The organism is Streptomyces fructofermentans, from assembly GCF_014651055.1.
Taxonomy (GTDB): domain Bacteria; phylum Actinomycetota; class Actinomycetes; order Streptomycetales; family Streptomycetaceae; genus Streptomyces; species Streptomyces fructofermentans.
The window spans coordinates 15559-41721 of the sequence record NZ_BMWD01000035.1 but is presented as its reverse complement, the minus strand read 5'-3'; the positions used below and the strand labels follow the sequence as shown (position 1 = coordinate 41721).

The 26163-nt window shown below is 74.0% G+C and carries 11 protein-coding genes; 3 read left to right on the top strand and 8 right to left on the bottom strand.

What is annotated here, in order from left to right; genetic code table 11:
- The first annotated feature begins 28 nt into the window (after positions 1–28).
- Complete coding sequence (locus IE265_RS33575) at positions 29–1498, top strand: cytochrome ubiquinol oxidase subunit I (RefSeq protein WP_190039542.1); 1470 nt, start codon at positions 29–31, stop codon at positions 1496–1498.
- Positions 1495–2541 (top strand): cytochrome d ubiquinol oxidase subunit II, encoded by a 1047-nt coding sequence (locus IE265_RS33570; RefSeq protein WP_190039541.1) that lies wholly within the window; start codon positions 1495–1497, stop codon positions 2539–2541. The genes IE265_RS33575 and IE265_RS33570 overlap by 4 nt, the downstream gene beginning before the upstream one ends.
- 118 nt (positions 2542–2659) lie before the next feature.
- On the opposite strand, the gene IE265_RS33565 is transcribed toward IE265_RS33570, so the two are convergent.
- On the bottom strand, positions 2660–4582 hold the full coding sequence (locus tag IE265_RS33565) for a glycoside hydrolase family 15 protein (protein WP_373303082.1): 1923 nt from the start codon (positions 4580–4582) through the stop codon (positions 2660–2662).
- A gap of 260 nt (positions 4583–4842) precedes the next feature.
- Between IE265_RS33565 and IE265_RS33560 the strand changes: the two genes are divergently transcribed.
- A complete protein-coding gene (locus IE265_RS33560) occupies positions 4843–6135 on the top strand; it encodes a DUF2254 domain-containing protein (protein WP_190039539.1) in 1293 nt (430 codons plus the stop codon).
- Between the two features lie 705 nt (positions 6136–6840).
- Here the strand turns inward: IE265_RS33560 and IE265_RS33555 are convergent.
- From IE265_RS33555 to IE265_RS33525, 7 genes are all read right to left on the bottom strand, one after another.
- On the bottom strand, positions 6841–7371 hold the full coding sequence (locus tag IE265_RS33555) for a lamin tail domain-containing protein (protein WP_190039538.1): 531 nt from the start codon (positions 7369–7371) through the stop codon (positions 6841–6843).
- Positions 7372–7970: 599 nt separating this feature from the next.
- Positions 7971–8255 (bottom strand): SHOCT domain-containing protein, encoded by a 285-nt coding sequence (locus IE265_RS33550; RefSeq protein ID WP_190039537.1) that lies wholly within the window; start codon positions 8253–8255, stop codon positions 7971–7973.
- A gap of 75 nt (positions 8256–8330) precedes the next feature.
- On the bottom strand, positions 8331–8780 hold the full coding sequence (locus IE265_RS33545) for a DUF6325 family protein (RefSeq protein ID WP_190039536.1): 450 nt from the start codon (positions 8778–8780) through the stop codon (positions 8331–8333).
- Between the two features lie 180 nt (positions 8781–8960).
- A complete protein-coding gene (locus IE265_RS33540) occupies positions 8961–9812 on the bottom strand; it encodes an ATP-grasp domain-containing protein (RefSeq protein WP_190039535.1) in 852 nt (283 codons plus the stop codon).
- A gap of 206 nt (positions 9813–10018) precedes the next feature.
- Complete coding sequence (locus IE265_RS33535) at positions 10019–10669, bottom strand: DUF4328 domain-containing protein (protein WP_190039534.1); 651 nt, start codon at positions 10667–10669, stop codon at positions 10019–10021.
- A gap of 231 nt (positions 10670–10900) precedes the next feature.
- Positions 10901–12550, bottom strand: coding sequence for a GMC family oxidoreductase (locus IE265_RS33530; RefSeq protein WP_190039533.1), 1650 nt, complete (start codon positions 12548–12550; stop codon positions 10901–10903).
- Between the two features lie 155 nt (positions 12551–12705).
- Positions 12706–25782, bottom strand: coding sequence for a non-ribosomal peptide synthetase/type I polyketide synthase (locus IE265_RS33525; protein WP_190039532.1), 13077 nt, complete (start codon positions 25780–25782; stop codon positions 12706–12708).
- Positions 25783–26163 lie beyond the last annotated feature (381 nt).

Genomic DNA, 26163 nt, shown 5'->3' with positions numbered 1-26163 from the left:
CTGTACGCCCCGAACAGGGAAGGCTCCCATGCACACCTCCGTCCAACTGCTGTCGGACGCCCCGGCCCAACTCCTCCCGGCCCGCGAACTCATGGCCTTCACCCTGGCCTCCCACATCATCCTGGTGCCGCTCGGGGTGGCGCTCCCCCTCATCACGCTGGTCATGCACGGCATCGGGCTGCGCCGCAAGGACGCCACAGCCCTCCTGCTGGCCCGGCGCTGGTCCGCCGTGATGGCCGTGCAGTTCGCGGTCGGAGTGGTCACCGGCACCGTTCTCTCCTTCGAGTTCGGACTGCTCTGGCCCGGTCTGATGGGCCGGTGGGGCGATGTGTTCGGCATCGGATTCGGTGTGGAGGCCTGGGCGTTCTTCCTCGAGGCCGTCCTCATCGCCATCTACCTGTACGGCTGGCGACGGCTGAAGCCGCGTACCCACTTCCTGCTGGGGCTGCCGCTCCCGGCCACCGCGCTGCTCGGCGCGTTCGGCATCCTGGCAGCCAACTCCTGGATGAACACCCCGCGGGGCTTCTCGCTCGACGCCGACGGGAACCCGGTCGACGTCGACGTCTGGAAGGCGATCTTCACCCCGATGTTCGGGCCGCAGTACTGGCACTTCGTCGTGGCGATGCTGCTGACCGCGGGCTATGTGGTGGCCGGTGTCTACGCGGTCGGATGGCTGCGCGGACGCCGGGACCACTACCACCGCCTCGGCTTCGCGGTCCCCTTCACCCTCGCCGCGATCGCCACACCGGTCCAGTTCGTCCTGGGCGACTCCATCGCCCGGTCGGTGTTCCAGGAGCAGCCGGTGAAGTTCGCCGCGATGGAGATCGTCTGGAAGACCGACACGCGGGTACCCGAGTACATCTTCGGCCGGCTGCACGAGGACGGAACGGTCACCGGCGGCATCAGGATCCCGCTGCTCGACTCCTTCCTCGCCGGATTCAGCGCGGACACCGAGGTGGTCGGCCTGTCGTCCGTCCCCGCCGACGAGCGGCCCACCGCGGTTCAGGCCACCATCGCCCACTGGGCCTTCGACATCATGGTGTTCATCGGCTCGGGCCTGGCCCTGCTCGCGCTCTGGTACGGCCTCGTGTGGCTGAGGCACCGCAGGGCACCCGCGTCCAAGTGGTTCTACGGCAGCGCGGCGTGCGCGGGCGTCGCCTCCGTGGTGGCCGTCGAATGCGGCTGGATCGCCAGCGAGGTGGCACGCCAGCCCTGGATCGTCTACCAGAACATGCGGGTCGCCGACGCGGTGACCGCCACCCGCTCCACCACTCTGTGGATCATGCTCGGCGTGGTGGTCGTCGTGTACGTGTTCGTCTTCGGCTCGCTGCTCGCCGTACTCCTCAAGATGCGCACCCGCTGGCGACTCGCCGACGCGGGTGCCGCCGCCTCCGCCCGGGCGCCGGAGGAGGACACCCCCTACGGACCGAGGGCACCCGTACCCGCGGGCGACGCGTCCGCCGGCGGCGGACCGACCCGGCCGGGGGACCGGCCGTGACCGCCGACCTCATCGCCGTCGTGCTGCTGCTCGCCGTGGCCGCCTACGCGTGCGCGGGCGGCACCGACTACGGGGCCGGATTCTGGGACCTGACCGCAGGGGGCGCGGAACGCGGCAGGCGCCCCCGGTGGCTGATCGACCACGCCATGGCCCCCGTGTGGGAGGTCAACAACGTCTGGCTGGTCTTCATCCTCGTCATCATGTGGACCGGCTTCCCGACCGTGTTCCAGACCGTGTTCTCCGCGATGTGGCTCCCCCTGGCGCTGGCCGTCGTGGGCATGGTGCTGCGGGGCGCCGGCTTCGCCTTCCGCAAGCTCTCCAGCCGGCTCGCGGGCCGACGCCTCTACGGTGCCGTGTTCGCCGTGGCCTCCCTGGTCACCCCCTTCTTCCTGGGCGCCGCCGCGGGCGGCATCGCCTCGGGGCGGGTGTCGGTCGGCACCGAAGCCACGGCGGACGCCTGGTCCAACCCCACCTCCGTCATGTTCGGGCTGCTCGCCGTCGCCGCGACCGCCTTCCTCGGCGCGGTCTTCCTCGCCGGGGACGCCCACCGGTTCGACGCGCCCGACCTGGTCGGCCACTTCCGTCAGCGCGCCCTCGGCGCACTGGCCGTCCTCGCCGCACTCGCGGTACTCACCCTCCTCGTCACCCACCAGGACGCCCCGTACGTGTGGCGCGGCCTCACCCGTGGAGCCGGGCTGGTCTTCGTCGTCCTGGCCGGGGCCGCGAGCCTCGTCTCGGCGTGGCTGCTCCGGCGGACACCGCACGCGGCGGCGCGCGTCGCGGCGGTCTCCGTCGTCGCCTTCGCCGTCATCGCCTGGGGCATGGCCCAACGCCCCTATCTGATCCCGACCTCGCTCACCGTCTCCGACGCGGCGGGCGCGCCCGCCACGCTGACCTGGCTGGCGATCGTGACCCTCGTCGCCCTGGTGCTCGTCGTCCCCGCCGTCGCCCTCCTGTACTGGCTGGACACGCGCGGCGAGCTGCGTGAACTCACCGAGTCCGAGCTGCGCCGGGACGGCAGCGGACCCTCCACTGAGGACTGACGACTGAGGACTCACGGCGCGTGCCGCGGCGTCGCGGCGCCATGGGCAGGGGCGCCGCGTCCTTCTCGTCCGGCGAGAAGCGGGAGGCGGGCGCGCAGGACCCGCCCGACCCGGGCCTCTACCGTCCGGCTCCGCGCGCCGCGTTGAGGGTCGCGTCCAGGGTGATCGCCGCGTCGATCAGCGCGAGATGCGTGAAGGCCTGCGGGAAGTTGCCCAGTTGGCGGCCGGTCAGGTCGATCTCCTCGGAGTACAGGCCCAGATGATTGGCGTACGTGAGCATCTTCTCCAGCACGAGCCTGGCCTGCTCGGTCCGTCCCGCCCTGGCCAGGGCGTCGACGTACATGAAGGTGCACAGCGAGAACGTGCCCTCGGAGCCGCGCAGTCCGTCCGGCGACGACTGGGGGTCGTAGCGGTAGACGAGGCTGTCCGTGACCAGGTCCCGGTCCATCGCGTCGAGGGTGGAGGTCCACATCGGATCGTCGGGCGTGATGAAGCCGACCGTCGGCATCCGCAGCAGCGAGGAGTCGAGCACGTCGCTGCCGTAGTACTGCACGAAGGCCTCGCGTCCCGGGTCCCAGCCCCGGTCCAGGATCTGCTCGTAGATCCTGTCGCGCTCGCTGGTCCACCGTCCGCGCGTCGCGGGACGGCCGTTGGCGGCGGCGAGCCGCAGAGCGCGGTCGAACGCGACCCACGACATCACCCGGCCGTACGTGAAGTCCTTCGGGCCGCCCCGCGTCTCCCAGAGCCCCTCGTCCGGCTGGTCCCAGTGGTCGACGAGCCAGTCCAGGAGCGTGTGCAGGGAGCGCCAGCCCTTGGTGCCCAGCTTGATGCCGTGCTGGTTCGCGAAGTAGATGCTGTCCATCGCCTCGCCGTAGATGTCCAGTTGGAGCTGGGTCGCGGCGCCGTTGCCGATGCGTACGGGGGACGAGCCGCAGTAGCCCTCCCAGTGCCCCAGGGTCTCCTCCACCAGGTCGGAGGAGCCGTCGACCCGGTACATGATGTTCAGCGGGCCCGTGTCGCTGTCGGCGCCCGCCTTCTCCTTGGCCCGGTCGCTCAGCCAGCCGATGAACGCGTGCGCCTCCTCCTTGAAGCCCAGGCCGAGCAGCGCGTACACCGAGAACGAGGCGTCACGGATCCAGGTGAACCGGTAGTCCCAGTTGCGCTCACCGCCCAACTGCTCGGGCAGTCCCGCCGTGGGCGCCGCGACCAGGGCCCCGCTCGGCGCGTACGTCATGAGCTTCAGCGTCACGGCCGAGCGCTCCACCGCCTCGCGCCAGCGACCCGTGTAGACCGACTGGCCCAGCCACGACCGCCAGAAGCGCAGTGTCTCGTCGAAGAGTTGCTGGAACTCCGCGAGGCGGAACTCGTGCGGCATGCCGTCGGGCGACGACTCCATCACCACACCGCGCTGTTCACCCGCCTTGAGGGTCAGCGTGAAGTGGAAGTCCCGTTCACCGGGGAACAGCCTCAGCAGCCGTTCGTCGCCCGGCTCCCGGACGGCGTGCACGGCCAGGTCGAGCCCGTCCGACGTGAACAGGGCGCCATGCTGCGTGAGATGGAGAGTGTGGGGTTTGCGGCCGTAGTCGAAGCGGGGGGCGACCTCGCCCTCGAACGTCATGCTGCCCCGCACGCACCGCAGCATGCGGACCAGGCGGTGCCGGTCGGTGGCCGTCGTTCCGGTCACCGGCATGAAGTCGACGACCTCGCCCGTACCCGACTCGGTCATGAAGCGCGTCACGAGGATCGCGGTGTCGGGGATGTAGAGCTGCTTCGTCGCGTGGGTCTTCTCGGTCGGGCCGATACTGAAGCGGCCCCCCTTCTTCTTGTCCAGCAGCCCGCCGAAGACACTCGGCGAATCGAAGCGCGGACAGCAGAACCAGTCGATGGTCCCGTCGGTGGACACCAGTGCCGCGGTCTGCAGATCACCGATCAGGCCGTGGTTCTCGATCAGGGGGTATTCGTCCATCAGGAGACCCTTTCGCCGGGTACCGACGCAGCGGCCCGCACGGCTCGGACATGAATCGACCCGTGCCGTCGCCATCGCACCGGCGTCCGCGGACACAGGGGGTCCGATGTTCTACGGGTAGCTTATGCGCGGTTCCGCGGCCGGGCCCGCCGAGCGGAGGGCCCCGCGATCGGCGCCCGTCCCGCTGCGGCCACCCCCCACCGGCCCTAACGTGAGGTGAGGGCCGTCCCCGGCCGGGAGCCGAGCACGCCGCGCCGGCGACCGCCGGGCCCGATGCCGGGCACGGGAACCCGCCGCGCGAGGGAAGGCGAAGGAAGGGGCACGGTGTGCGGAGCATGATCCCTTGGGCCTCCGCGTTCCGGCTGCGGCAGTACATGAAGGCCAGCCTGTGGATCGTGCCGCTGATCGGACTCGTCCTCGGTGTCGCGCTCGCCGAGGGCGCCATCAGTGTGGACGGATCGGGCTGGCCGCCCGACGGCTGGCGCTACTCCGCGAGCACGGCCAGCGGTGTCCTCAGCTCCGTCGTCGGAGCGATGGTGGCACTGCTCGGCTTCGTCGTCACCATCGGCGTGCTCGTCATCCAGCAGGCGACCGGGACGCTCTCGCCCCGGTACATGCGCCTCTGGTACCGGGACCGGCTGCAGAAGACGGTGCTCGCCACCTTCACCGGGACCTTCGCGTTCGCCTACTCCCTGCTGCGCAGCATCGAGGCGGACTCCGTGCCCGACCTCGGGGTGACCATGGCCGGCCTGGCCGTGGCCGTGAGCCTGGTGCTGCTCCTCGTCTACCTCAACCGGTTCACGCACAACCTCAGGCCCGTGGCCATCGCGGACATCGTCGGCCGCATGGGCGAGACGGTCTTCGTACGCGGCGCCGCGGTGATCCGGGGTGCCACGGCCCGCGAGGCACCGGAAGCGACCGGCGGGCCGGTCGTACTCGTCCGTTCCCCGCGCGGCGGCGCCATCCAGGCCTACAACGCGGCCGGGCTGCTGGCCGTCGCCTCGCGGCACGACTGCGTCCTCGTCGTGCCGCACGTCATCGGGGACTTCGTACCGCCCGGCGGCGTGCTCGTCGAGGTCCACGGATCCGGAGGGTCCCCGCCCGATCCGGAGCGGGTGGCGGGCCTGGTGGCGCTGGGCGCCGAACGGACCGTGGAGCAGGACCCCGCGTTCGCCCTGCGGATCCTCGTCGACATCGCCATCCGTGCCCTGTCCCCGGCGGTGAACGATCCCTCGACCGCCGTACAGGTCCTCAACCACGTCGAGTCGTTCCTGCACACCGTCGGAAGGAGCCCGCTGCCCGGCCGCTACGTCCTGGCCGGGGACGACGGCAGGCCCCGACTCGCCCTGCTGGGCCGGGACTGGGAGGACTACCTGCAGCTCGCCGTCTCCGAGATCCGGCACTACGGCGCCTCGTCCGTGCAGGTGTGCCGGCGGTTGAAGGCACTGCTCGAAGGGCTGCTCGACACGCTGCCGGCATCCCGCCTTCCCGCCGTCCGCGCGGAGTTGGACCTGCTGCGCGACTCGGTCGAGCGGACCTTCATCGATCCGGGGCACAGGGCGCTCGCGTCGACGGCCGACAGCCAGGGGATCGGCGGCCGGTACCGCCCGGCCGGTCCGGCGCGGTGACCGCGGGCGCGACTGCGGGCGTGGTCCCGGTGTCGGCGGGATGACCGTGTGCGGGCCCGCATGCCCGTGAGCGTGCCGGGCGGGAGGCGGCACGGACTGTCACGGGTGGGGCCCGCGTGCCGACCCGCGCGCCCCGGGGCCCGAGGTGTCCCGCCCGTGCGATTGCGCGTGTCCCGGGGGCAGGCGCGGGGGAGCCGGAGGCGTAGCGTGGAAGTGTCCGGCGGATGCCGCCCCTTGAGGGGCGGGCCGCCGTCCGGTCGGGTGACGGCGGCCCGCCGTGCGCGAGGACCGAGGCTCCCCTTGTCGGCCCCTCGCGCGGAGTGTCCTCCCGGCGGGACGCGGGAGTTCCCGTGCGGGAGGACGGCTGGAGCCGCGGTGTCGGCGCTGCGGCTCCAGCAGGTCCTGGCCGGCTGTGCCCGACACCGGCCCGTGCGGGGCCGGTGGGTGGGCGCGGGACGGGCAGCCGGTGCGGTCACGGAGCTTCGTCCCAACTCCTGGGCCGAGGCTACCGGTCCACCGCACATGATCGGAACATGAGCGTGTACGTGAGCGGGGTCCGTCGTGCGGGTGCGGACATGACGGTGCGGTGTGCCGGTTCGGTCGGCACACCGCACGTCGGGTGGGACACCGTTGTGGTGGTCGGTGGTCCCGGTGGTGGTGGGTCAGGCGGGGCGGTGGGTCAGTGCTGCCCCGGTCGCGGGTGGGTCAGTGGCGGTTGCCGGGGCGGTCGTTGCCGCGGCCGTCGTGACCGCGTCCGTCGCCCGGACGGCCGTGGCGGCCCCACGAGGCGTCGTCGACGAACCGGCCCCGCTGGTTGGTGAGCGTCGCGGTGCCCGACCGGTTGTCCCACACATAGGTGCGGCGGTCCTGGAACACGTCACGGTGCGTGTCACGGCCGACCCCGGTGTGGACACGGACCGTGGACCGGCCGTCCAGCCGGAAGTGACGGAACGTGAACGTGTGCCCCGCACGGTCCGACAGCTTCCACCCGCTCAGGTTCACCGCGTGCCGGCCCCGGTTGGTGATGTCCACCCACTCACGGTTCAGCGAACGGTTCGAACCGTTGTCGAAGCCCGGCGAGTCGTACTGCACCGCACTGATCACCACACGCGAACGGTCACGGTCGCGGTCACGACCGGGACCGTCGGCGGCGGTCGCCGGCAGCGCCGCCGCCCCCACCACGGCACCCACCGCGAGCGTCACGGCCACCGAACGACGGATGGAACGAGAAGACATAAAACCGTCCTCCAGGTACTGGCCCACCACACCCGCCCCCGGCCCTGACCGGCGGCAGTACAGCAGGCGATGTGCGAACCCCGGCTTCGTGCCGAGGACCCACAGCCTCCGCCACCACCCCACCCCCACACGACATGTCCCACTTGCAGTTACCGTATGCGGACATTTCAGTGACGAACCACCACCCCCACCCACCACACCAACCCACCCCTACTCCGAGTTACACGGCCACTACACCCACCCCGCAACCCCAACCCCACAACCGCTTACCCACCCCCCAAAGCCACCCCCACCGCACCCCGCCCCGATGGGACGAAATGCGTAACAGACAAGAAACCCTGTTTTTAGAACATGCGTCAGAAAGCAGCCGAACAGTACGTATTACGGGTCACCCGTCCGGTCGGGAGCCGGCGTGCGGGTCCGTGCCCGACGGGTGGGGGTCGCCCCTCCTGCCGGGCGGCCCCCACCCCGTGGGGCGTCTCGACCTGTGGTGTCCCGGCCCGCGGCGCGTCGGACACGGACTGCGCGCCGCCGCCCGCGGCACCGGCGGTCGCCGCCCGTTCGTCCGGGCCGAGGAGTGCGGGTCGCGGAACGGACCCTCAGGCTCCGAGGATCCGCTGCTTCTGCTGCGCGAACTCCGCCTCGGTCAGAATGCCCTGGGCCTTCAGGTCGCCCAACTGCTTGAGCTGGTCGATCTTGCTGGTCATGTCGTCGGCCGGGGCGGGCGGCGGCGGAGGAGGGGGCGCCTGCGCGTACTGCGGCTGCTGCTCGGCGCTCTGCTGCGCCCAGCGGCCGGCCTGGCGGCGCGACACCCGGTTCGACACCGCGGTGGCGGTGCCGGCGACGACCGCGGTCCGGGCGACGCCCCGGAGAAGTCCTGGCATGATCACTCAACTCCTGAGATGGGTGCGGAACGGGTCCGTGTGCCCTCGGGCTCGCCGGTCATCCGACGGCCTCGGTCACCCGGCCTCGGCCTCGACGGCGTCCAGCGAGGCCAGCAGGGCCTGCACGGGGATGCGCCCGCCCGCCACGACCTGCGCGCCGCTGCGGCGCATGGCCCGCGCGAAGGGGGCCGCCCAGAGGTTCTCGTACACGATGATGCCCGCGGCGTTGCCGGGGTCGAGCGCACGGCCCGCCTCGTCGATGTCGTCCTGGCCCAGCAGATCGGACGAGGCGCCCTCGAAGACGGTGAGGTCCACCTCGGCGCCCAGGTCCTTGAGCTCCACCCCCGACACGGTGCCGTCGGCGTCCTTGCGGATGAACACCAGGTCGAGGATGCGGATGATGCGGCGGTCCACCAGGTCGAGGAGCAGGGGGAAGCCCTCCCCTGTCATACGGCTGCCGGGGAACTCGACGACCAGGTAGTCGACGGGTCCCATCTCGTCCAGGTCTGACAGATCGTCGCTCATCGCCACTCCTCGTGCGGGCATCGGGGAACGGGCCCTGCCCGCCCGTCCCGCCGGCGCGCACCGGGCGGGAGGCGGCCGACAGCACAGGCCTTCCCGCCATTCCAGCACCCGGAGGAGGGGTTCGCATGTCGTGGCGGCCCGGCACGACATGCCGGGCCCCGGCAGCGCGGGGTGCGGGACTCAGGCGCGCGGCGCGCTGTCCAGGAAGCGGTGCAGCGAGGCCGCCATGGCCGCCACGAACGTGTCCCGCACCTCGTCGGTGACGAGGTCCAGGGACAGGTACGGGTTGAGGTCCTCCAACTCGACCAGGAGCAGTTCGCCGTCCCGCGTCCGGCAGGCGTCCACCCGCTGGATGCCGTGGTCCAGCGTGTTCCAGTCCACGAAGCGGCGCGCGAACGCGAGGTCCGCCCGGGTGGGCTCGTACGGCTCCAGGACCCAGCGCCGTTCGGGATCGGGGGCGTGCAGGGCGTACTGGAAGGAGTCGTCGACGAAGTAGAACGACACCTCGTAGCGGAAGTCCACGCGCGGCTGGACGAGGAGGTCCCCGTACGTGAGGCCGTCCAGTTCCGCGTGGGGCACGAAGCTCAGACCGATGGAGTCCGCGCCCGCCTTCGGCTTGACCGCGTACAGGTCGGTCTCCGGCAGACGGTCCAGGTCCCGGAGGCGGTCCACGGTGGGGATGACCGGGTGGCCCTCGGCCGTGAGGTCCAGCAGGTACTGCTTGCCCGCCATGTCGCCCCGGCCGGACAGCGGGTTGTAGACCCGTGTGCCCTGGGCCCGGGCGCGGGCGCGGAAGGCGTCGTACGCGTCCTGGTAGTGCAGGACCGGACCGCTGTTGCGGACGACCACCGCGTCGAAGGCGCCCATGAGAGCGGCGGCGTCCAGCGGGTGGCACAGGGCCACGTCGAACGTGTCGCGCAGGCGTGAGGTCAGGAAGATGTCCTCGTCGCAGTAACGCCGTCCCCGGGCCGGATAGGCGAGATCGGACACGAACAGAATGCTGCGGCGGGCGGTCACGGCGGTCTCCTCCATCGGTGCTCGCCAACCTACCCAACCCTGAGGGACGGCTGGTCAGGGGGTTGCTCCGGGCAAGGGAGCGGGCGGGCCGAGGGGGTCGGTGCCGTCTTCCGGGGTACGCGTCCGGGCACCGGGCCCGCCGGGCCTTCCAGGTGTACGCGTCCGACGGCCGCTCGAACCCCGCGGCGGTCGGCCGGCGGGCTCGTGGGCCGGTGCCCCGCTCAGGTGGCCGTCGGCGCGGCAGGTCGGGCGGGACCCGTGGACGGACCGTCCGGCGCCCGGTGGCCCTGTGCGCGCGCCAGGTGCCGGACGAAGGCGATGGCCGCGACCGCGGCGGGCACGCACAGGATGTCCGACAGCATCCCCGCGCGCAGGGCCGCCCTGAGCGGTTCGGCGGCCGTCGCCTGCTCGTAGAGGTTCCGGGCCCACCCGTCGGTGAGGGCCCACGCGACGAAGAGGGACCACCACGCGACGACCCAGAGCCGTGAGCGGCGGCGGGCACGGTCGGGGAACGGGCTCGACACCCAGATGTGGAGCGCGATCACCAGGGGCAGGACCAGGTTCACCGCGGGGACGGCCCAGGCGCCCATCGTCCACTTGTCGCCCTTCCAGCGGCTGAGGGTCCCGAGCGCCGCCGCGTTCCGGCCCACCTCGGAGAACCAGCCGACGAAGAGCACACCGGTCGCGGCGACCACGGCGCTCTGGCCGCCCGAGAGGTTCTGGACCCACATCGACGCGCGCAGGGCGGGCTCGCCGCCGGGGGTGATCCCGAGAACGTGGTGCAGGTGCACACGGGAGGCAAGGAGTGTGAACGCCATGACGATGTTCACGCCCAGCGCGAGGCAGGTCACCGCTCCGGAACCCCTCAACACGCCGTCTCCCCGCATCGCCGGCCGTACGTGATCGTCCGCGGACCGGGACCCTACGTGACGCCCGGAGCGCCGGTTCACATCGGGCCCCCGGCCCGCCCTTCGCCGTGCCCGGGCCCGTGCGCACGCCCGGCCGGGACGGGCCTCCGGGGGGCGGGGTTCCAGGACCCGCCGCCCCGGGCCACGGCCGGTGCGTCGTCGCTCGCGGCACTCGTCCGGCCCGCCGAGGTGCGCTCAGTCCGCTCCCAGCAGGTCCGCCGCCTTCTCCCCGATGACGATGGCGGGGGCGTTGGTGTGGCCCCGGATGATCGTCGGCATGACCGAGGCGTCCGCGACGCGCAGCCCCTCGACTCCTCGGACGCGGAGTTGCGGATCCACGACCGAGGCGGCGTCACCGCCCATCCGTGCCGTACCCACCGGGTGGTAGAGGGTGTGGGAGTACTCGGACAGCGTCCTCGCGTCGCGCTCCTCGCGCGGCAGGGACTCCGCGCCCTCCGGCATCAGGAAGCGTCCCGTGGACAGGCCGCGGGCGGTGAGGCGTTCGATGATCCGCTCGCAGACGTCGAGACCCGCCATCAGGGCCGCACGGTCCGCCCCGGCCGTGTCCGTGAGATAGCGCGGATCGATCAGCGGCTTGTCGAGCGGGTCGGCCGAGGCGAGCGTGATCGAGCCGCTGCTCCGCGGACGCAGCAGGATCGCGCCCACGGTCACTCCGTGCCCCGGCGGATCCACCAGGCCCTCGCCCACGAACGCCACCGGCGCGAAGATGATCTCGATGTCCGGGAGTTCGAGCTCGGGCCGGCTGCGGACGAACCCGTACGCCTCGCCGACGTTCGAGGTGAGCATTCCGCGGCGGCGGACGAGGTAGTCGAGGAGTTCGGTGGGACGCTCCGCCGACAGCAGCGTCCTGCCCGGGACGTCGACGACCAGGCCGCTGATGAGATGGTCGGTGAGGTTCGCGCCCACCTCGGGAGCGTCGACCAGCACGTCGATTCCCTGTTCACGCAGATGGCTCGCGCGGCCGATGCCCGACAGCATCAGCAACTGCGGTGTGTTGACCGCGCCCGCGCTGAGCACGACCTCACGGCGCGCCATCACCCTGCGGGAGACGCCGCCGGTGACGTACTCGACACCGACGGCCCGGTGCCCCTCGAAGAGCACGCGGGTCGCCCGGGCGTCGGTGACCACATGGAGGTTGGAGCGACCGCGCGCCGGTTTGAGGTAGCCGTCCGCCACGCTGTGACGTGCGCCGCGCCGCTGGCTCACCATCGTCTGCGAGAAGCCCGTCGGAGTGGCCCGGTTGGCGGCTTCGACCGGGTGCCCCAACTCCCGTACGGCTTCCAGGAAGGCGGCGGTGTGCGGACTCGGACTGCGCTGCGCCTCGACGCGCATCGGGCCGGAACGCCCGTGGTCCGGGTCGGTGCCGCCGGCGGTCCGCTCCACCCGGCGGAAGTACGGCAGCAGGCCTTCCCACGACCAGTCCGAGCCGCAGAGGGCACCCCACTCGTCGTAGTCGGCGGCGAACCCGCGGACCCACATCATGGCGTTCATCGACGACGAGCCGCCGAGCATCCTGCCCCTGGGCCAGTAGACGGGGCGGTCGGAAAGCTCCGGCTGCGGGGTCGTCGAGTAGTCCCAGTCGAGGTCCGTCCTGAACAACTGCGCGAAGGCGGCGGGTATGTGGACCGCCGCCTTCTTGTCCGGGCCGCCCGCCTCGAGGAGGGCGACCGACGCGGACCCGCTCCCGGTCAGCCGACCGGCCAGCGCGGCCCCCGCCGAACCGGCGCCCACCACCACGTAGTCGACGCTCCCGGGGACGCCGGACGCGCCCCGGCTCAGCGGAATGCGGGCCGGCCGTCCACGACTTGGCGCACTGGGGCTCATCGGGCTCCTTCGCTCGGCTGGGTGTTCATGGTGCCCGCGCCCCGGTCCCGTGTCACCGGCGCCGACGCGGGAGCGGGTCCGCCGGACGGGTGCACGGCCCGGCCCGGCGGCGACCGGGGCCGGGCGCCGCAGCGGGGTCCGGCCGTCGCCGTGGGTCAGCGCTTCGACGCCACCTCCGCCGCGAGGTCCCGGTCCACGGTGTACCCCAGCAGGTGCAGGGGCGCCGCGGTCACTCCGGCGCGTTCGACGGCCCGCGCGTAGGCGAGGGCCACGTCACCGGTCACCAGGCCGCGCACCGGCGGAAGTTGGGGTACGGCCGCACGCAGCAGCGACTCCGTACGGCAGGAGGCGAGCGTGCCCTCGATCCATGGCTGGGCGAGGTAGCCGGCCGCCGCGGCGGCCGGCAGGTCGTCGGCGACCTCGCGCCGGGCGCTTCCGACGTGCAGCAGACCGCCGCCGAGCAGCAGTACGTCCCGCCGCTCCCGCATGCGGGCCAGTGCGCGGACGGTGTCGAAGCAGTGCGGGAACGAGTCGTCCACCACCGTCGTGCCGGGACGGAGCCGGTCGGCGTCCAGGACCGCGGTGTTCCCGCTGACCGCGGTCACGAGCAGCCCCGCTCCGTAGACGGCGTCGGGCAGCGCCCCGTCCGAGGACACCGCGGTCACCACCTCCCCGGCCAGGCCCCGTTCACGCAACCGCCGGGCCAGTTCCGTCAGCCGGGGCCGGCTGCCCGGCACGTCGCACAGGACCAGCCGTCGCGGTGGACGGGCGGCCAGGGTGAGCAGCAGTTCGAGTGAGGACGCGCCGATCGAGCCGAGTCCCACGAACGCCGTGTCGAGGTCGCCCAGGTCCCGGCCCGTCGCGTCCAGCGCCGCATGCACCGTCCGCACCACCGAAACGACGGTCGCGGCGTGCCCCGTCGTCACCACGGCGGGCCCCTCCACGGACCGCAGCACGTCGAAACCGTACGAGGTCAGGGAGGGGATCATCCCCGCCAGCGAGACACAGCGCGCGCCCAGGTCGGAGGACAGGGACACGGCACGGGCCGTGTGCCCCACCAGGCCGCCGTCGAGGGCGAGTTCGTCGGCGAACAGCGGTACGCAGACGAAGCCCGACCGGCCGAGCGGCGTCTCCACGGTCTCCAGCAGACGCGGCTCGCCGCCCGGGAACAGCATCGCTCGGAGTTCGTCCCGCGGCAGCGCCCCCGCGGGGAGTCCCGCCGACAGGGCGAGGTGGTCCGGTGCGGGCAGGTAGCCGACGAGCGCCGCGTCCATCGTCCGCCGCGCCGCCGGGCGGGGCGCCGCGGGCCGGGCATCCACGGCCCGTCCGAGCCGGTCCCGCAGCGAACCCGCGAAGGCGTCGAGCGCGGCCGGCGAGAAGGCCGCGGACGACGCCCGCACGGTCACCCGCAGCCCGTCCCCGTCCGGCCGCACGGCCATGAACACGTCCGTCGCCGCGGACGGCGGCGCGAACGCGCTGTCCCCGTCCTCCCAGGACAGCGAGATCCCGCTGTCGGAAGGGAGGTTCGGGGACAAGAAGTCCAGGGCGGTGAAGTCCAGGAAGGTGAAGAAGAACTGCGAGGTCAGCGGCAGGCCGTCGTCCGCACGCGGTACGACGTCCTCGTGCGTCCTCGCCTCCTCGGCCTCGGCCACGATCCGGAGCAGTGCCGCGCGGAAGTCGTCCCCCGCCTCCTTTGCCCGGGAGTTCCCCGTGACGGCCGGACGTACGGGGACGGCGGTGGCGAACGGGCCGAAGACCCGGTGCACGTCGGGCAGCGGCCGGTCCCGCCCGCTCACCGCGAGGCCGACCACGAGGTCCGCCCGGCCGGTCGTCACGGTCAACTGCTGGTGGTAGGCCGTCAGCAGAGGCGCGTAGAGCGTCGCCCCCGCGTCGGCCGCCAGCTTGCGCAGAGCAGCCGTCCCACGGGCGTCGAGTGCGAACCCCGCCGTGAGGAAGGGAGCGTCGCCGCCGTCCGTTCCGGTGGTGTTGTCGGCGCTTCGCAGGACCGGCGCCTCGTACGGGGCGCAGACCCGCGCCGAGCGCTCCCGCGCGCCCGGTGCGTCGGACGGGTCGGCACCGGCCGACCGGAGGGCGTGGTCGCGGAACGCGGTGCGCGGAGTCGACACCTCGACCGGCTGTCCGGCGACCAGCCGGGCGTAGACCGACGTGAGTTCGTGCCCGAGCAGCGCGGCGCTGTACCCGTCGCCGACGAGGTGGTGCGCGTGCACGAGGAGTACGTGCTCGTCGGGGGACAGGGTCAGGACGCGGAGCCGCAGCAGCGGCCAGGCCCAGGGCTCGAAGCGGCGCTCGGACTCGGCTGCCGAGCGCTCGTCGACCTCGGCCCGGTCCGCCACCGACTCGAACACGACCGGCAGGCGCAGCGAGCGCGGCAGTTCCTGCTGCACGGGGGGCCGGGAACCCGCCGGGAAGACCGTCCGCAGCATGCCGTGGCGTTCCACGAGGAGGTCGACCGACGACTGGAAGGCATCGGGGTCCAGAGGGCCGGACAGCTTCAGCCGCGCCAGCCAGGCCCCGCCCCCGGGCGAGAGGGCCTCGGCGAGCAGGAAGCCCCGCTGCCCCGGGGTGACGGGGAACGGAGTCGCGTGCCCGCCCCCGTGCCCAGGACCACCCGACTCCGGCCCGGAGAACGGCCGTTGTACCTCGGAGTCGGAGTCGGAGTCGGAGTCGGAGTCGGAGTCGGAGTCGGAGTCTGCGGCGTCGGCGTCGGCGTCGGTGTTGGTGCCGCTCGACGGGCCCGACGCCCGGGCCCGAGTACCGGGCCCGCTGTCACCGTGGCCGACGGTCCCGCCCGCACCCGCGGGGCCGGCACCCTCCGCGGCGGAGTCCACCACCGCGGCGAGCGCCCCGAGAGTGCGGTGGCGGTAGATCTCGGTCGGCCTGGGCAGCCGGCCGGGGTGCTCTGCGAGCCGGGCGAACACCTGGAGCACGAGCAGCGAGTCGCCGCCCAGGTGGAAGAAGTCGTCCTCGCGGAAGACCTCGCGGACGTCCAGCAACTCCGCCCAGACGGCGGCGAGTCGGCGCTCCGTGGGGGTCGCCGGGCGGGTGCGCCCGGCGGTGTCCCACCTGTCCGTGGCCGTCGTGTCCGGGACCGCGGCCGCGGTCCTGTCCGCATGGGGAGCCGCGGGCCCCGGACCCGCCGTGCCGGTACCGCGCACAGGGGTCGTGGCCCGGTCCGCGAGCGCCCTCCGGTCCACCTTGCCGGTGCCGGTCAGCGGGAGGGCGTCGAGCACGGTGACCCGCGACGGAATCATGTACGGGGGCAGGGCGTCGGCCAGACGGCGGCGCACGTCACGCGTGTCGGGGCTGCCGCAGCCGGGCCGTGCGGTGACGAACGCCAGCAGACGCCCCTCGCGCGCGACCACGGAGGCCTGGGCGACGGCCGGGTGGGTCCGGAGCACCGCCTCGACCTCGCCCGGCTCCACGCGGTTGCCGCGGATCTTCACCTGGTCGTCCACCCGCCCGAGGAAATCCAGTTCGCCGTCCGGGCCGAGGCGTACCCGGTCGCCGCTGCGATACCAGCGGCGTCCGCCCCGTACGGTGAACGCCCCTGCGGTCAGCTCCGGTTCACCCAGATAGCCGGGGGTGAGGCAGACGCCGCCGATGAGCAGCTCGCCCGGTTCGCCCGGAGCGAGGACCGTGCCGTCGGGACCGACCACCTCCAACTCGGTACCCGTGACGGGCCGTCCGATCGGCAGCCGCCGCACGTCGTCGGCGGGCCGGCTGCGGATCACATGGCAGGTCGCGTTGACGGTCGCCTCGGTCGGACCGTAGAGATTGGCGATCCGGCTCCCGGCGCCGAACAGGTCGAACCACCTGCGTACGTGCTCGACCGGCAGCGCCTCCCCTCCGACGTGGACCCAGCGCAACGACGGCAGACCGGGGCCCGACGCTCCTCGGCGCACCCGGTCCTCGGCCGCCGAGAGGATCTGCTCCCACAGGGTCGGAACCGAACTCCACACGGTGATCCGGGCCCGCTCGACGTACTCCAGCAGCAGTTCGGGGTCGCGCAGCAGTCCGCCGGGCACGGTGACCACGGTCGCGCCCACGAGCAGCGGCGCGAGCAACTGCCGTACGGAGGCGTCGAAACAGGGTGACGCGGTCTGGGCGAGCCGGTCGCCGGCGCCGTAACCGAACGTCGACAGGGCCCAGTCGAGGTAGTTCTCCATCGCGAGACGCGTGATCGGCACCGCCTTGGGGCGGCCGGTGGAGCCCGAGGTGAAGATGACGTACGCGATCGCCCCGCTTCCGGGCTCGTCCCCGTGCTCGTCCCCGGGCCCGGGTGCGGGCGCGGCCGTACGGTCGGGCAGGGCGCCGGCGTCGGGCACGTCCACCGGTACGGGGCGCACGCCGCCGAGGGCCTCGGCGGTCCGCAGGGTGGCGGAGTGGCACACCACCGTGGTGGCGCCGGTGCGGGTGAGCTGGTCCGCCAGCCGCGCGGTGGGATGCCCAGCGTCCAGGGGGACCCAGCCCGCCCCGGCGCGCAGGACGCCGACCACGCCGATCACCGTGTCCGGGCCGGGTTCGGTGAGCAGTCCGACGAGGTCGCCGGAACGGACACCACGGGCCCGCAGACGTTCCGCCAGCAGTCGGGAGGCGTCGTCGAGTGCCGCGTAGGTGAGCGACGTGTCCCCGGCGTCGACGGCCGTGGCGCCGGGAGTCGCCCGGAACCGTGCGAGGAGCCGGGCCACCAGGCCACGGGGTTCGCACTCTGTGGCGGCGGGGGACGGCACGGGCGGCGCGGACGCGGTGGCCGTGCGCGGTATGTCGGAAGCGTCCGGTACGCGCGGCGCGGACTGTGCCTGCGGCGCGTCCGGCGCGCACAGTGCCGTGAGCTCACGGCGGTACTCACGGTCCAGGCGTGCCACGGTCCCGCGGCGGAAGAGCGGCAGCGGGAAGTTCCACGACAGGCGCAGGACCGGGCCGTCCGCCCAGCACAGCAGGCTCAGACGGGTGGCGGCCGAACCGGTGCCGGCCGCGGTCGCCCGCACCTCAACGGGGCAGTCCGCCGCCGTCCGGGCCGGGAAGCGGGCGAAACTGAAGCCCGCCGGGCTCGCCGTGCGGGGCCCGCCGCCGTCGCCGGGCAGGAGGCCGGCCAGATCCAGGCTGCTCACACCGGCGTGCCGCTCGCTGTCCAGCCAGCCGGCGCGGAGTCTGTCGGCCAGCGCCGTCAGGGGTTCGCCGTCCACAGCCTCGCACAGCAGGGGGAGGGTGTCGGCGAGCGGACCGACAAGCCGCTCGACGCCCTCGAATCGGTGCTCGCGGCGGCCGCGGGCCACGTTCACCGCGATGTCGCTCCGGCCCGTCCACCGGGCCAGGCAGCGTACGTACGCGGCGAGCAGCAGGTGGAAGAGCGACACGCCGTGCTCGGCGGCGAGCCGTTCGAGACCGGACGCGGCCTCCTCGTCGAGTACGCCGTGGTGCTGCACGAGGGGCCCCGAAGGGGGTGCGCCGGGATCGCCGTCGCAGGGCAGCCGCAGCGGTTCGCCCCGGTCCGCCAGACGGCCGGCCCAGTACCGCAGATCGTCGTCCGACGCCACGGAGCCCGGAGCGGCCGCGGTGGCGTACGCCGCGAAGTCCGGTGCCACGGGCAGCACCGGGCGCTCGCCCCGCCACAGCGCGGTGTAGATCGTCCACAGTTCCTCGGCCAGGACGTTCAGGCTGTATCCGTCCACCGCCGCGTGATGGACCACCAGCACCAGATGGGCGACATCCGCGTCCTCCCGGAGCAGCACCGCCCGCACGGGCGGCCCCGAGTCCAGGTCGAACGGAAGGTTGGCCAGGGCCGATTCGGCGGCCGCCAAGTCGGCTGCCGCGCAGACGCGTTCCCCGTACCAGTCCGCGAGCGGTACCGGTGCCGCCACGCGCTGCGCCGGGGCGTCGAGGGAGGCGTCGACCCGTATGCGCAGCATGCTGTGACGCTCCGTCAGGGAGGTCAGCGCCCGGCCGAGTACGTGCGTGTCGAGCGGGCCGCGGACCGTCATCCGCAGATGCCCGCGCGCCTGGACGTCCGGGTGGAGCCGGCTGCTCACGCAGAGGGCCAGTTGTACGGGTGTGAGGGCGAACGGAGCGCCCTGGGAGGGTGGTTCGAGGCGGGTGCCAGGGCCCTCCGCAAGGTGGGCTTCCTGGTCGGTGTCGAGGTGGGCGGCCAGTTCGCGCACGGTCCGGTACTCGAAGAACAGGGTGGCGGGCAGCGTGCGGCCGAGCCTCCGCTCCAGTCGCTTGACCAGGTCGACGGCGCCGAGGGAGTCCAGCCCGAGGGACAGGAACGGTGCCTCGTCGTCGACGGCGGCGGGCGCCATGTCCAGCGACCGCGCCAGCAGTTCCCGGAGAACGGGAGCGCTGCCCGACGCGCCGTGGGCGGATGTCGACACGTCGGGGAGTCGCGCGAGGTGTGACGGGGCCGGCGCGAGCTGCGGGGCCGGCGACGGGACGGCCCGCGGCGACGGCGAGGAGGCGGTCGAACCCCCGGCCTCGCGTGACGCGGTGCCTGAGGCCTCCCCTGCCCCCGGGCCGGGATGCTCACGGCCCGGTCCGGGAACCAGGTCCGCGATGACGAGTTGTGCCGCGCCCGTGCCGCACGCGGAGCGCAGTGCGGCCAGTGCGGGCCCGGTGGACAGAGGCCGCCCCCCGGCGGCGACGATGCTCCCCGCCCCGGGACCGGAGGCGGGACCGGTGCCGGGACCGGAGGCGGGACCGGTGCCGGGACGGGTGCCGAGACGGGAAGCGAGCCCGGTGCCGAAACCCGTGGCGGGATGGGAAGCAAGCCCAGTCTGGGCGAAGGGGCCGAAGTTCACCGACAGCCACGGGCGGCCGGCCCGGCGTTCGGCGGCGGCGAAGGAGTCCAGGAAGGCGTTGGCCGCCGCGTAGGCGCCGAGCGCGCCGGTCAGCCCCGGAAGCACCGACGAGACGGACGAGAACGCCACGCACAGACCGGGGCGGCGGCCGTGCCGACGCAGCGCCTCGGCGAGCAGTACGGTGCCGAGCGTCTTCGGGGCGAGCACGTCCAGCACGTCGCGCGCCTCAGAGCCGCGCAGGCTTCCCGGGGTCACCACCCCGGCCGCGTGGAAGACGGCGTCGGGCGGAGGCAGCGTGGACACCAGCCGTTCGACGTCGTCCGCCGAGGCGAGGTCGGCCGGCGTGTAGCGGGCATCGGCGCCGAGGGCGGCGAGCTCGTCGAGCAGACCCTCCGGCGGCCGGGGGGAGCGTCCCGACAGGACGATCACCGGCCGTCCCCGTGCGGCGAGTTCGCGGGCGAGCGCGGAGCCGAGGCCCCCGGCGCCGCCGGTTATCAGGAAGGTGCCGTCCGCGGGCAGCGGGTCCGCGCCGGAGAGCCTCGGCCCCGCCTCCGGGGCCCCGACCGACGTGGGCACGTGCGGCGTTGTGGCAGCCGTGTCCGCGTGGCCCGCCGTGTCAGGCACGACCGTGCGTACGAGTCGCCGTCCCGCCCGCCAGGCGACCGCGCCGTCCGCCTGGGGGGAGGCGGTCTCGGCGGCGATCGCGCGCAGGTGCTCCCCGCAGCCGTCCAGGGACGCCAGGTCGACCCAGTTCGCCACCACCCCCGGTGACTCCTGGGGGACGGCCAGGGCCAGTCCGCCGAGCACCGCCTGCCCGGGGTCGGGCTGTTCCGTTCCGTACCCGGTGACATGCGCGTCCAGGGTCACGACCACCAGTCGGCGGGCCCCGGTCCGGTCGAGCAGGGCGAGTGCCTCGCGCAACGAGGAGACCGAGCGGCGCGCGCCGCGCTCCAGTCCGGCTGCCGTGTCGTGCCGCTCGGCGGCGGCCAGCAGGATCACCGCCTCCGGGCGGACCGGGCCCGGGACGGCGGAGGCCTCCAGACCGAGGTCCGCGAGACCCTCGACGAGTGCACCCACGGCGGCCCTGTCCGACCCGGTCACCAGCACGGGTCCGCCGGTGGCGCCGTCGGGCGGCGGTGCCGTCCGCCACGCGACACGGTGCAGCAGCCCGCGGTTCACCGGTGCCTGCGGTGCGCGGTCGGGCCAGTGGCGGCGCCGGTCGTACGGGTAGGTCGGCAGCGGTACACGCCGGTGTCCGGCGTCGAGCGCCGTACGGTCCAGCGCCACGCCCCGTACCCACAGCCGGGCGACCGTGTCCATCAACTCCCGTGCCCCGCCCGGCCCGTCGTCCCGGGTGACTCCGGCACGGTCCCGCCGCCCGGGCGCGGCGACGACGAGCACCTCGGCTCCGGAACGCTCCTCCGGAGGACGTGCGCCGGTCGCGCCGGCCGCCGACGGGTACGCCGCATCGGCGCGGCGGCGCGCGGCGGCGGCCCGGATCGGTCCTGCCAGGTCCGCACCGGAGCCGAGTTCCACGAACGTGTCGTAGCCCTCCTCCAGCAGTCGCGCCACGGCCTGACCGAACAGCACGGGCCGCAGGGCGTGTTCACACAGGTACTCGGGATCGAGCGGCGGTTGCCAGCGCGCGGTGAGCGTGCTCATCAGGGGGATGCCGGCAGCCGACACGTCGAGGTCCCGCGCCGCCCGGGTCAACTCCCGCGCGACGGGCCGCATCAGCGGCGAGTGGAAGGCGCGCGACACACGCAACGGGCGTACCGAGGCGCCCTGCCCGGTGAGCTTCTCCGAGGCGCGCGTGACCGCCTCGGGAGTGCCGGAGAGCACCAGGCGGCCAGGGCCGTTGTACGCGGCGACGGCGAGTTCCGCGGGGGAGCCGGCCACCAGCGCCGCGACGTCCTCCTCGTCGGCCCCGAGCACCGCCGCCATGGCACCCGGCGCGGTCGAGCCGCCCATCAGCCTGCCGCGTTCGGCGGCGAAGCCCACCGCGTCGGACAGCGACATCGACCCGCCGAAGCAGGCTGCCGCGAGTTCGCCCACGCTGTGTCCGACCAACGCGTCCGGCCGGATGCCCCATACCGTCAACTGCCGTGCGAGGGCCACCCCGTGGGCGACCAGCAGCGGTTGCGCCACCTCGGTGGCCGACTGCTCCGCCGCGTCCGCGGACCCGTCCACGCACCACTCCGTCAGCGTGCGGCCGCGCACGGCGCCGACCAGCGCGGACGCCTCGTCCAGCGTGTCCCGGTACACCGGCGCCGTCGCGTACAGCGCGCCGCCCTGGCCGGGGCGCAGCGCACCCTGCCCGGGGAAGGCGAAGACGGTCCGCGGCCGGTGCGCCACGGTCCCGGCGACCACGGCACTCGGTCGCTCCGCGCGGGGACCGGTGGCACGGGTGAGCCGGTCCCGCAGGTCGCCGTCGGCCACGACGGCGAGCCGGTGGGCGGCCTCGTCCCGTGCCGATGAAGCCGTGCGGCACACCTCGCCCTCGGTGAACTCCGGGTGGTCGCGCAGGTGTCCGGCGAGCCGGGACGCCCAGGCCTCGAGGCCGGCCGGCCCGCGGGCCGAAAGGGTCAGCAGGTACGGGCCGCCTGCCCCGCGCCCGCCGAACTGCGGCCGTTCGCTGCCCTCGCGCTCCGCGGGGCGGGCCGGTGCCTGCTCCAGGACGGCGTGCGCGTTGGTGCCGCCGAAGCCGAACGCGTTGATCCCGGCCCGTCGAGGACCCGACGACTCCCACGCGGTCAGCTCGGTGACCAGGGCGAAGCCGGCCCCTTCGACCGCGGGCGACGGCGTGGTGTGGTGCAGGGAGGCCGGGAGCCGGCCGTGCCCGAGGGCCAGTACGACCTTGACGAGAGCGGGCAGGGCGGCCGCGTTGAGCAGATGCCCGATGTTCGTCTTCACGGACCCGAGCCACCGCGCGCGGCCGTCGGGCCCGGCCGGGAACGCGTGGGCCAGGGAACGCAGTTCGATCGGGTCGCCGACGGCCGTGCCCGTCCCGTGGGCCTCCACGTACGTCACCGACGACGGGTCGACGCCGCACGCCTCGTACGCGCGGCCGATCACCTCGCGCTGCCGCAGCGGATTGGGCGCCATCAGACTCAGGGACGCGCCGTCGTTGTTGACGGCGGTGCCGCGTACGAGGGCCAGGACCTCGTCCTCGTCCCGATGGGCGTCCGCCAGGCGGCGCAGTACGAGCGCCGCCCCGCCCTCGCCGGGTACGAAACCGTCGGCCGCCGTGCTGAAGGCGCGGCTGCGCCCGGTGGGGGACAGCGCCCGCGCCGCCTCCAACGCCCCGTGTGCGGCGGAGGTGAGGTGGAGGTTGACCCCGCCGACCACGGCGATGTCGCACTCGCCCTCCGCGAGGCTGCGCCGGGCCAGGTGCAGCGCCACGAGAGCCGACGAGCACGCGGTGTCCACGACGAGCGCCGGGCCGTCCAGGTCGAGGCAGTGGGAGACGCGGGCGGCCAGGAGGTTGGGGAGGTTCCCGGTCAGTGCCGTTGCCGGGGCGGGACGGCCCGCCGGTGCCGCGTCCGCGAGGACCTCCCGGTAGCCGCTGTCCCCGGCGGCGGCGAAGACCGCGACCCGCAGGCCGCGTCGGCGCGGGCCCGCGTATCCGGCTCGTTCCAGTGCCTCGTGGGCGAGTTCGAGGAGGATGCGGGCCTGCGGGTCGAGGGCGCGGGCCTCCTCGTCGCCGATGCCGAAGTACGCGGCGTCGAAGCCCTCCACGTCGTCCAGGAAGGCGCCCCAGCGCCGACCCGGCCCGGCGGCTGACCCGGCCGGCCCGCTCGGCTCCTCCGGGGCCGGTGTGCCCGAGGCCCGCGTTCGCGGGCCCGCCGGGACCGGGTCCACCACGAGTGGACCGGCCGGCCCGGGTTCTGTCGAGGCGGGGTCTGGCGTGCGTCGGTACGCCGCCCCGGGGTCCACCGGCACCGGGGTCGCCGTCCGTCGCTCCGCCGTGCCGGGTTCCGCCGGGGCCGGGCGGAACCCGTCGTCCCAGCGGCCCGGCGGCACCTCGGTGACGAGGTCGCGGCCGGAGGCGAGCACGTCCCAGAACTCCTCGGGCGAGTGGGCGCCCGGGAACCGGCAGGCCATCGCGACGACCGCCGTCGCGGACGGGTCGCCGGACGCGACCGCGGTCCCCGCCGCAGTGGACGCCTCTTCGGCGCTCGCGTGCCCGCTCTCGGCTGCGGCGGGCGTCGACTCGTCCGTACGTCCGGTTCCGGCAGTGCCTCCGCCCGGGGCGGACGTCCGTCGGCCCGGCTGCCCGCCTCCGGCGGACGGTCGCGGCCCCACCGGGCCGCCCACCGCGGCCAGCAGGTGGTCGGTGAGTGCCCCGACCGTGTCGTCGCGCATCACCGCCGGGCCCAACTCGACCCCCAGGGCCTGCTCCAGACCTGCAAGCACCTCCATGGCCCTGAGGGAGGTGCCGCCCAGCCCGGTGAACCGGTCCCGGTCCCCGAAGGAGCCCTGCGGCAGCCCGAGCACGCGGGCCCAGACCTCGCGCACCAGCGCACGCATCTCACCGCGCGACAGGGGCGCGACCTGGGACGTTCCCGCAACAGCCTCGTCGCCGCCACGGCTTGGCACCGGCCCGACACCCGAAGGCCCCGGGGCGAGCGCGTCACCGGCAACGCCCGTACGACCAAGCCCACTTGGGGCGCCCGCACCGCTGACCGCGTCCGCAGCGTCCGCAGCGCCCGCGAAACCCGCGCCGCCCGTGCTCCCCGGGCCACCGGCAACGGCGCTCCCACCGGACGAGGACGGCGCACCGGACGAGGCGGCCGGCCGGTACGCCCCCGCCTCGAAGCGCGCCCGCATCCGCTGCCTCTGCACCTTGCCGCTCGTGGTGCGGGGGAAGGCCGACGGCGGCAGCGCCAGGACGCGCACGTCGTCGTGGCCGAGTGCCGCACGTACGCGTCCCGCCACCCGGTCCAGCACCTCGCCGGCCCCGCGCGGAGGCCGGGGCCAGGAGACGAAGACGACCACCCGCTCGCCGCCGGTCACCGGATCGGTGGAGCCGACGACGGCGACGGTCCCGGCGGGCAGCCCCGGGGTCGCCCCGGCCACGCCCTCCATGTCCGGTGCGTGGAACGTACGGCCGTTGAGGAACAGGACGTCCTTGTGGCGGCCACTGACGCACAGGCGGCCGTCCCGCAGGAACCCCATGTCACCGGTGCGCAGCCAGCCGTCGGCGAACGTCTCGGACGTCGACGCCGCGAGGCCGTGGTAGCCGCGGGCGATCTGCGGGCCGGAGACCTCGATGTGGCCGATCCGCCTGTCGCCCAGCGGCCGCCCCGACCCGTCGGTGATCCGCACCGAGCACCCCGGCACCGGCACGCCGACGTCCATCAGCTCCACGGCGTCCCCGCCCGGCGCCAGTTCCACCGCCCGGCCGCGGCTGAAGGCCGCACGCTCCAGCGTCACGGGCTCCGCCACCTCGCCCGGCGGCGGGAACGTGACGGCCAGTGTCGCCTCGGCCAGGCCGTAGACGGGAGTCGCCGCCCTCGGGTCGAGCCCGGTGGGGCGCGTCTTCGCGGCGAACGCGCGCCACACAGTGGGCGAGATGGGCTCGGCCCCGACCAGCATCAGGCGTACGGCGCTCAGGTCCTGCCCTGCGAGCACCTCGTCGGGTATCCGGCGGATCGCCAGCGCGAGCGCGAAGTTGGCCGCGGAGAGCACGGTGGCCCGGTGCGCGGCGGCCACGTCGAACCACAGGCGCGGTCGCTTCGCGAAGGACAGCGGACCGATCTTCACCTGCTTGGCCCGTACGGCGAGTGGCGCGAGGTGGGTCCCGATGAGGCCCATGTCGTGGAAGTAGGGCATCCAGCTCACCACCACGTCGTGCTCGTCGAGCGCGGAAGCGGCGGCCATCTGCGCCAGGTTGGCCACCACGGCCGCGTGCGTCAGCTCCACGCCCTTGGGTGCCCCGGTGCTCCCGGAGGAGAACTGGAGGAAGGCCAGGTCCTGGGGGGAGGGCCGGACCGGGGACAGGGGCGTCGCGCACTCCCGCAAGGTCTCCAGCCGCAGTACGCGTGCGTCGGACGGGAGTTGGGCGGTGACGGCCTCGCAGGCGGTGTCGACGACGACTGGAGGCCTGCCGAGGTGCTCCCACACCGGGCCGACCCGCCGCGCGTCCGGCGCGAGCGGCACCGGTACGAGCCCGGCGGCGACGGCTCCCCAGAACATCGGCTGGAAGTCCTCGCTGCGCTCCGCGATCAGCGGCACGCAGGTGCCGGGCTCGACTCCGGCGCCACGGAAACCGCCCGCGACCCGCAGGGACTCCTCGAGGAGTCCCCGGAACGTCACGGTCCGCTCGCTGCCGTCGCCGTGGACATGGACGACGACCTGCTCGGGAGCCGTTCCGGCCGCGTCCAGCAGGACGTCCAACAGCGTTGCAGAGTTCATGGGTCCGTTCGTTCGTGCTGGGCGGCGTCCGGCGTGGTGGCCGCGGAGGGTTCGGCGAGGACTGCGGGCTCTGTGCGTACTTCGGCTCTGGAGGTGGCGGGGTTCCGAGTGGTGGGAGGGTTCTGAGGGGTGGCGGGTTCCGTCCCCGGCCATACCCTAGGTTCCGGCCCCGGGCGGGGCCTCGTGGCCGCTGCGGCGTGCCGCGCACGCGTTGCCGGTCGCGGTGCTTCCGGCAGCGACTCGGGCGTTCCACGATGCGGCCCGCCCGGCCCGAGGCAGTGGGCCACGATGCAGCGAGCCGGGGTGCGGGCCGTCAAGCCCCGCATCGCCGCGGCCTCCCAGTCGGCCCCGCTCGTGACGTCGGGCCGGACGTGCCGTGCC

What these genes read in the sequence shown, in the direction of transcription:
- IE265_RS33575 (WP_190039542.1), top strand. Translation starts at nt 29, where the DNA reads ATGCACACCTCCGTCCAACTGCTGTCGGACGCCCCGGCCCAACTCCTC.
- IE265_RS33565 (WP_373303082.1), bottom strand. Translation starts at nt 4,582, where the DNA reads ATGGCGACGGCACGGGTCGATTCATGTCCGAGCCGTGCGGGCCGCTGC.
- IE265_RS33560 (WP_190039539.1), top strand. Translation starts at nt 4,843, where the DNA reads ATGATCCCTTGGGCCTCCGCGTTCCGGCTGCGGCAGTACATGAAGGCC.
- IE265_RS33555 (WP_190039538.1), bottom strand. Translation starts at nt 7,371, where the DNA reads ATGTCTTCTCGTTCCATCCGTCGTTCGGTGGCCGTGACGCTCGCGGTG.
- IE265_RS33550 (WP_190039537.1), bottom strand. Translation starts at nt 8,255, where the DNA reads ATGCCAGGACTTCTCCGGGGCGTCGCCCGGACCGCGGTCGTCGCCGGC.
- IE265_RS33545 (WP_190039536.1), bottom strand. Translation starts at nt 8,780, where the DNA reads ATGAGCGACGATCTGTCAGACCTGGACGAGATGGGACCCGTCGACTAC.
- IE265_RS33540 (WP_190039535.1), bottom strand. Translation starts at nt 9,812, where the DNA reads ATGGAGGAGACCGCCGTGACCGCCCGCCGCAGCATTCTGTTCGTGTCC.
- IE265_RS33530 (WP_190039533.1), bottom strand. Translation starts at nt 12,550, where the DNA reads ATGAGCCCCAGTGCGCCAAGTCGTGGACGGCCGGCCCGCATTCCGCTG.
- IE265_RS33525 (WP_190039532.1), bottom strand. Translation starts at nt 25,782, where the DNA reads ATGAACTCTGCAACGCTGTTGGACGTCCTGCTGGACGCGGCCGGAACG.